The sequence below is a fragment of the Kitasatospora sp. NPDC004799 genome (genome assembly GCF_040609095.1).
Lineage (GTDB): Bacteria > Actinomycetota > Actinomycetes > Streptomycetales > Streptomycetaceae > Kitasatospora.
Genome location: NZ_JBEXJK010000388.1, coordinates 1 through 7,668, shown reverse-complemented (window position 1 = coordinate 7,668; position 7,668 = coordinate 1). Strand labels below are relative to the sequence as shown.

7 protein-coding genes and 1 pseudogene are annotated in these 7,668 nt (G+C 73.3%); 5 read left to right on the top strand and 3 right to left on the bottom strand.

Annotated features, from left to right (window positions below):
* The first annotated feature begins 276 nt into the window (after positions 1-276).
* The 3 genes and pseudogenes from ABZW03_RS33170 to ABZW03_RS33160 form a co-directional block, all read left to right on the top strand.
* Positions 277-1,014, top strand: coding sequence for a response regulator transcription factor (locus ABZW03_RS33170; protein WP_030057574.1), 738 nt, complete (start codon positions 277-279; stop codon positions 1,012-1,014).
* Between the two features lie 132 nt (positions 1,015-1,146).
* The gene (locus ABZW03_RS33165) at positions 1,147-2,334 is read left to right on the top strand and encodes a HAMP domain-containing sensor histidine kinase (RefSeq protein ID WP_355266692.1); all 1,188 of its coding nucleotides are present in this window, start codon (positions 1,147-1,149) and stop codon (positions 2,332-2,334) included.
* 233 nt (positions 2,335-2,567) lie between these two features.
* A pseudogene (locus ABZW03_RS33160) lies at positions 2,568-2,675 on the top strand (hypothetical protein); the annotation flags it as partial.
* A 38-nt stretch (positions 2,676-2,713) separates the two neighbouring features.
* Here ABZW03_RS33160 and lepB read toward each other — a convergent pair.
* Complete coding sequence (lepB, locus tag ABZW03_RS33155) at positions 2,714-3,697, bottom strand: signal peptidase I (RefSeq protein WP_355266689.1); 984 nt, start codon at positions 3,695-3,697, stop codon at positions 2,714-2,716.
* A gap of 63 nt (positions 3,698-3,760) precedes the next feature.
* Entirely contained in the window at positions 3,761-4,357 is a 597-nt protein-coding gene (locus ABZW03_RS33150) for an XRE family transcriptional regulator (RefSeq protein ID WP_355266686.1), read from the bottom strand.
* A gap of 126 nt (positions 4,358-4,483) precedes the next feature.
* Between ABZW03_RS33150 and ABZW03_RS33145 the strand changes: the two genes are divergently transcribed.
* Positions 4,484-4,840 carry a hypothetical protein gene (locus tag ABZW03_RS33145; protein WP_355266683.1) on the top strand — a complete coding sequence of 119 codons (357 nt, stop codon included), beginning with the start codon at positions 4,484-4,486 and terminating at the stop codon, positions 4,838-4,840.
* Between the two features lie 78 nt (positions 4,841-4,918).
* Here the strand turns inward: ABZW03_RS33145 and ABZW03_RS33140 are convergent, their stop codons facing one another.
* Complete coding sequence (locus tag ABZW03_RS33140; protein WP_355266680.1) at positions 4,919-6,082, bottom strand: magnesium and cobalt transport protein CorA; 1,164 nt, start codon at positions 6,080-6,082, stop codon at positions 4,919-4,921.
* A gap of 484 nt (positions 6,083-6,566) precedes the next feature.
* Here ABZW03_RS33140 and ABZW03_RS33135 point away from each other — a divergent pair.
* The coding region (locus ABZW03_RS33135) for an FAD-dependent oxidoreductase (protein ID WP_355266678.1) at positions 6,567-7,668 on the top strand (1,102 nt) is incomplete at its 3' end.

Sequence of the window (7,668 nt, the reverse complement as noted above, 5' to 3'; positions counted from 1 at the left end):
AGGTATCGGCCCGTGCCCACTCGTGCAGTGGGTCCGAGGGCGGCCCGACGGCCGGCCCACGGGCCGGAAACGTCCGGTCCACCTGCCGGGAAGCATCCGCTGTCCGTACGCTGCGAAGTGCGTGGGAGAAGTGGGCGGCCGACCATCCGTCCTCGGCTCCCGATCGCGCGACGGGACGGCGGACCCGGCACAGTCCACGACGGAACAAGACTACGAGCGGAGCCCCGCCATCCCCACAGGTGGCCGGCCCGCAGCCCTGGGGGCGGTGGCGTGACCGTGACAGAAATTCAGCAGGACAACCACAACACCGGTGGCACTGTGAGCAGCCAGCGCAGAGTCCTGGTGGTGGAGGACGAGCCCACGATCGCCGAGTCGATCGCCGCCCGGCTGGGCGCCGAGGGCTTCAAGGTCGCCGTGGCCCACGACGGCCCCGGCGCGGTCGACGGCTTCCACACCTGGCAGCCGGACCTGGTGGTCCTCGACATCATGCTGCCCGGCTTCGACGGCCTGGAGGTGTGCCGCCGGATCCAGGCCCAGCGCCCGGTGCCGGTGCTGATGCTGACCGCCCGCGACGACGAGACGGACCTGCTGGTCGGCCTCGGCGTCGGCGCGGACGACTACATGACCAAGCCGTTCTCCATGCGCGAGCTGGCCGCCCGCGTCAACGTCCTGCTGCGCCGGGTCGAGCGCGCCCAGCAGGCCGCCCGCACGCCCGCGCTGGGCAGCCTGCGGTTCGGCGAGCTGGAGATCGACCACGTGCAGCGCCGGGTCCGGCTGGCCTCGGGCGACGTCCACCTGACGCCGACCGAGTTCGACCTGCTCGCCTGCCTGGCCGCCCAGCCGCGCGCGGTGCTCACCCGCGAGCAGCTGCTGGCCGAGGTCTGGGACTGGACCGACGCGTCCGGCACCCGCACCGTGGACAGCCACGTCAAGGCGCTGCGCCGGAAGATCGGCGCCAGCTGGATCCGCACCGTCCACGGCGTCGGCTACGCACTGGAGGCCCCGCTCTCCTAGGGCCGTCCCTCGGGTCCTCGCCGGACCCGGGACGAGCCCACGGCGCCCACGGGCGACGGGCCACCGGGGGGCCCGTGTCCGGACGACGCCGTGCCACCACGCGGGGGGACAACGCGGGGACCACAGGGGACCATGACCTTTCCACAGCAACGCAACGGGGAATCCGACGGCACGCGGCCGCAGAACCTGGCCGCCCGCGCCGCCCGCCGGGTCTGGGCCGACATCCGCCCGCTCGACCCGGTCCGCTCGATCAAGGGCAAACTCGCCCTGCTCGTGATCGTCTCCGTGTTCCTGGCCACCGGGATGGTGGTCGTGGCGATCCGGTCCGAGACCCAGATCCGGATCATCATGGTCTTCTCCATGATCGCCTCCTTGCTCTTCATGCAGTTCCTCGCGCACGGGCTGGCCGCCCCCCTGCGCGAGATGACGGCCGCCGCCCGCGCGATGGCCTCCGGCGACTACAGCCGCCGGGTCGAGGTGAACTCGCGCGACGAGATCGGCGAGCTGGCGGCCGCCTTCAACGCCATGGCCGCCGACCTCCAGGCCGCCGACCGGCACCGCCGCGAGCTGGTCGCCAACGTCTCGCACGAACTGCGCACGCCGATCGCCGCGCTGCGCGCCGTGCTGGAGAACGTGGTGGACGGGGTCGTCCAGCCCAATCCGGCCACCCTGGGAGCGGCGCTGGAGCAGACCGAGCGGCTCGGCCGCCTGGTCACCCACCTGCTCGACCTCTCCAAGATCGACGACGGCGTGGTCGACCTGGACGCCCGCCCCTTCGAGGTGCGCGAGTTCCTGGACGGCGTGCTGCGCGGGGTCACCGTGGACGGCGCGACGGCCGGCGGCGCCTTCTCCCGGCGCGGGGACGTCCGGCTGGCCCTGGAGGTCAGCCCCACCGGCCTGACCGGCGTGGCGGACCCGGAGCGACTCCACCAGGTGGTCGCCAACCTGGTCGACAACGCCTGCAAGCACTCCCCGCCCGGCGGCACCGTGACGGTGCGGGCGAGACCGGACGGCGAGCGCGGCGGCCTGCTGCTGGAGGTCGAGGACGAGGGCCCCGGCATCCCGCCGGCCGACCGCACCCGGGTCTTCGAGCGGTTCAGCCGCAGCGGCACCGCGACCGCCGCCGGACCGGGCGCGGACGGCGGCACCGGACTGGGCCTGGCCATCGCCCGCTGGGCGGTGGACCTGCACGGCGGGCGGATCGCGGTGGCCGAGTCCCCGCGCGGCTGCCGGATCGAGGTCCGGCTGCCCGGGCAGCGCCAGGGCGACGGTCAGGACATTTGTCACAGATCCGACACAACGACATACGAAGATCGTTAGAGGATTCGTCCGAGATTTTGTCCGGTTTGGTCCGGATATGGGCCCTGTTCGGCGCCGATCGGTTCCCCTCAGATGCGGCTTTCTAACGCACTTTTTCAGCCAAAGTGCAGGTCAGCACTGTGATCTGGGCGACGCCTGGGCCCCGGGGACTGCGCGATCACTGGTCAGGGGCGTAGCCTTAATCCCCGCTGTCCAAACATCCCAAAAGGAAGCGGAAGAGGGCGGTTGCCGCCGTGTCGCCACAGTCCCCTGAACACCCCAACAGCTCGGCAAGCTCCACTGGCTTCGGCCCCAACGAGTGGCTCGTCGACGAGATCTACCAGCAGTACCTCCAGGACCCGAACTCGGTCGACCGAGCCTGGTGGGACTTTTTCGCCGACTACAAGCCCGGTACCGAGGTGACCCCAGTGACCCAGGCCGCGACCCAGGCCGGCTCCGCGCCGACCCCTGCCGCTGCCCCCGCGCCCGCCGCTGCTGCTGCTCCGGCCGCGCCCGCCGCCCCGGCCGGCACCTTGTCGAAGGTGTCCGGGACCGGCAGGGTGGACCAGTCGGACACCGGCCAGGCGACCACGAAGGCCCGGCCGACCACGTTGTCCACCGGCACGAAGCCGTCGCCGCCCTCGTTGTGGTGCCAGCGGGAGTCCCGGGAGTTGTTGCGGTGGTCGCCCATCACCCACAGCTTGCCCTTGGGCACGGTGACGGTGCCGACCGGGTCGTTGTCGCAGGGCGTCGAACCGGGGAACAGGTACGGCTCGTCCAGCGCGACGCCGTTCACCTTCAGCGGCGCGCCCGCCTCGCAGTCGACGGTGTCCCCGCCGACCGCGATCACCCGCTTGATCAGGTCCTTCTCGTCCGCCGAGGGCATCAGGCCGACGGTGCTGAGCACCTTCTGGACGGTGCCCGTCACGGAGTCGCCGGAGGCCGTCGACGTGCCCTCCAGCCAGCCGCCCGGATCGCGGAACACCACCACCTCGCCGCGCTCGGGCTCGGCGCCGAACCACGGGGTGAACTTGTCGACCAGCACCCGGTCGCCGATCGCGAGGGTCTGCTCCATCGAGCCGGACGGGATGGAGAAGGCCTGCACGAAGAAGGTCTTGATGCCGAGCGAGAGCAGCAGCGCGATCACCAGCAGGATCGGCAGCTCCTGCCAGAACGGGCGCTTCTTCCGCGGGCGCTCGGCCGCCTCGTCGGTCTTCGCGGACGCACCCGCGACGGCACCGGTACCGGCCGTGGCACCCGCGTCCGCGCCCTGCGTCACCGCGGTGCCCGTCCCCGCCCCGGCCGCCGCCCGGCCGTCCCCGGCCACCTCGCGTTCCCCGGCTCCGCCGCTCTCGCCGGACTCCGCGCTCTGCTGCACACTCATGTCCTCGGCCCCTCCCGACGGCCTGGTGGGAGCCGGTAGGAAGACCCCCTGTCAGGAACGAACCTACCGAACAGAGGTTCCCGGCCGCGCCCTGACGTGGATGCGCTCGCCCTGCGGACCGAACAGGCTGAGGAACTCCACCGGCTGCGGGCCCGCGTTGCCGAAGGCGTGCGGGGTCCGGGTGTCGAACTCCGCGGCCTCGCCGGCCGTCAGCTCCAGGTCGTGCGTGCCGAGCACCAGCCGCAGCCGTCCGGACAGCACGTACAGCCACTCGTACCCCTCGTGGACCTTCAGCTCCAGGTCCGGTCCGGCGTTCCGGCCCGGCGGCACGATGTGTTTGTAGGCGTGCAGCCCGCCCAGGTGACGGGTGAGCGGGACGATGGTCTGGCCGTTCCTGGTCACCGGGCGCGGGTGGATCCGCGGGTCTCCGGTGGCCGGGGCGCCGACCAGTTCGTCCAGCGGCACCCGGTACTCCCGGGCCAGCGGCAGCAGCAGTTCCAGCGTCGGCTTGCGCTGCCCGGACTCCAGCCGGGACAGCGTGCTGAGCGAGATGCCGGTCGCGGCGGCCAGTTTGGCGAGCGTGGTGCCGCGTTCCCGGCGCAGCGCCCGCAGCCGCGGGCCCACCGTGGTGAGGACGTTCTCGAACTCTTCGTCGGCCATGCCTGCCATTTGCCGGTACGGCAAGGCTCCTTGTCAATCCGGCACACGGGTGAGGCCCCGGCCCTCCCCCTCGAACCACGCCCCCCGTCGGCCCGGCCGCCCGCCGGCCCGGCCTATCCTCCCGTCATGCGCATCCTCCTCACCCGGGACAGCGTCGCGGCCGGCGACGACGCCGACGCCCCGCACGCCGAGACCGTCACGCTCCCCGACGGCCTGGACGCCCCGGCGGCGCTCACCGCCCTCGGGCTCCCCCGCCCCCGCCTCCCGCTGATCGGCGGCGGCCGCGCCACCTGGGTGCTGCGCGGCGGCGACGGCACCCCGCTGGCCGTCCTCGCCCAGCAGTGGCCGCGGCCCCGCCCGCTCCCGGCCGCCCTGGGCCCGCTCGACCGCCTCGCCGGCGCGGACGGCGCCGTCCGGCTGCACGTCGAGTACCGGCGGCAGCTGGACCCGGACGCCGAGTACGAGCGGCTGCTGCACGGGTAGGCGTCGGGGCGCCTCACGGGCCCGGGCATCAGGGCGCGTCGGAGCCCGGAAACCCCCGGACCGATCCGAGGTCCGGCCCTACAGCCAGTCCCGCTTCTTGAACACCAGGTACAGCCCGGTGCACACCAGCGCCATCAGCCCGATCGCGAACGGGTAGCCGAAGGCCCACTTGAGCTCCGGCATCTCCTCGAAGTTCATCCCGTACACCGTGCCGATCAGGGTCGGTGCGAAGAGGATGGCCGCCCAGGAGGAGATCTTCTTGATCTCGTCGTTCTGCGCGTGCCCCGCCTCGGCGAGCTGCTTCATCTCCTCGTTCTGCCGCTGCGAGACCAGCGTCGCGTTGACGGTCAGGATGTTCTGGAGCATCTGCCGGAAGCCGTCCACCCGCTCGGCGGCGTAGGTGGCGTGGTCGGCGACGTCGCGCAGGTAGCGCTGGAGCTCGTCGTCGGTGCCGTACTTGCCGAAGCCCGCCTCCAGGCTCTTCATGATCTCCAGCAGCGGACGGGTGGCCCGCTGGAACTCGATCACCTCGCGGGAGAGTTCGTAGATGCGGCGGGAGACCTGCGGGTCGCCGCCGAACACCTCGGTCTCGATCTCGTCGATGTCGTGCTGGAGGCCGGCGATCACCGGCGCGTAGCCGTCCACCACGGCGTCCAGCACCGCGTACAGCACCGCCTCCGGGCCGAGCGCCAGCAGCTCCGGGTCGTCCTCCAGGCGGCGGCGCACCGCCGACAGGTCCGGGGCCTGCGAGTGGCGGACGGTCAGCACGAAGTCGGGGCCGACGAAGAGGTGGATCTCGCCGAAGTCGACCTCCTCCGCCTCGTCCAGGTAGCGGGCGGCGCGCAGCACCACGAACAGGGTGTCGCCGTAGCGCTCCAGCTTCGGCCGCTGGTGGGCGACGATGGCGTCCTCGACGGCCAGCTCGTGCAGGTCGAACCGGTCGGCGGCCTCCAGCAGCTGCGACTCGGCGGGGCGGAACAGGCCGATCCAGGCCATCGTGCCGGGCCGGTCGGGCAGCCTGCGGTAGATGTCGGCGAGGTCGGTGGGCGCCTCGATCCGGCGGCCGTCCTGGTAGACCGCGGCGTCCACGACGGAACGCTCCAGCGTCACCGGCTCGACGGGCTGGTCCGGGCGCGGGTCCATCGAGTGCTCGGGCGCCGGCTGGGCGTCCGCGGACCGGACGACGGAACGGGAGAACGGACGCTTGCTCGCGCGCACGGCGCGCACACGCCAGTCGGACATGGCGGGGACCTCCACGGGGGAATGCCCGGCCGCCGTACGGGAACACGGCGGACCGGAGGCGCCCGGCCGGCCGCCACGCGCACGGCGCGACCGGCGGCGCCTCGCCGGGAGGACGAGGTCAGTGCCGCGCGGGAGCCGTACGGGAGGAGGTGTGCCGGGGGCCGCGAGTGGTGCGGGACAACCGGGGGCGGGGCCGACTTCGACCCGTACTACTGCACTCCACGGCTCTCACCTCCTCGGCTCCGCGCGCCCACGCACCGGGAGAGGCGCCAGCACAACCCCGTCGAGTCTAGTACCCGCGCGCCCCCGGCTCCGACCGGGGCTCCGGCCTGGGCGCCGCCACGGACCGCGCCGGCCGCCCGCGTCCGCGCCGCACCGTCCACCCCCTCCCGCCAGGCCGTGCATCAACAGCCGTACCGGACAGGGATGTTCGTCCGAAGCGAAGCGATCACGAGGAGACGACCGCGCCACTACGCTACGTGTCATGACTTCTTCGGAGAGGGCCCCGGGGCGGGGTACGGCGGTGGTGATCGGCGGCGGGCTGGCCGGGATGGCGGCCGCGTGGGCGCTGCGCGGGTTCGCGGAGCGGATCGTCGTGGTGGAGCGGGACCGGTACCCGGCGGGGGCGGAGAACCGGGCCGGGGTGCCGCAGGGCCGGCACGCCCACCTGGTGCTGGAGGCCGGGCACCGGCTGCTGGAGGAGATGATGCCCGGCATCAAGCGGGAGCTGTCGGCCGCCGGCGCGCGGCACGTGTCCGTCTCGGACGTCAAGTGGCTGAGCTCCGCCGGGTGGCTGGCCGACTACCCGGCCCGGACGAGCTTCCTCTCCTGCACCCGGCCGCTGCTGGACGCGTTCGTGCTGGACCGGCTCCGCGCCCACCCCGCGATCGAGTTCCTGGAGGGGACGGACGCGGTCGGACTGCTCGGCTCGGCGACCGCCGTGACCGGGGTGCAGGTCCGCGAGCGCGGTCCGGAGCGCGGCGAAGTCCGGGACATACCCGCCGAGTTGGTGGTGGACGCGACGGGCCGCTCGACCTCGGTGCCGAAGTGGCTGGCCGGGCTGGGCTGCCCGCCGGTGCCCGAGGAGCGGGTGGACGCGGGCGTCACGTACGCCTCGCGGGTCTTCCACCGCCCGGCCGGGGCCGACCCCGGCGACCGGGCGGTCTACCTCCAGACCAAGGCGCCGGACGCGCCGCGGCTGGGCGTGCTGCTCCCGGTCGAGGGCGACCGCTGGATCGTCAGCCTCGCCGGGATGCGCGGTGCCGAACCGGCGGCCGGCGAGGCGGGCTTCACCGAGCACCTGCGGCAGCTGCGCGACCCGCTCCTGCACGAGATGCTGCGGGACGCCGAACCGGCGGGCGAGGTGCGGGGGTTCCACCCCGGCCCGGGCGTGCGCCGGCACTACGAGCGCCGCAGCCCGGACGGACTGGTGGTGGTCGGCGACGCCGCGAGCACCTTCAACCCGGTGTACGGGCAGGGCGTGACCGTCGCGCTGTTCAACCGCCACAAGACCTCGCTCGTCCCCGCCGACCAGGCGCTGCCCGGCCGGCCGACCCCGGCCTTCACCCTAACCGAGCCGCACACCG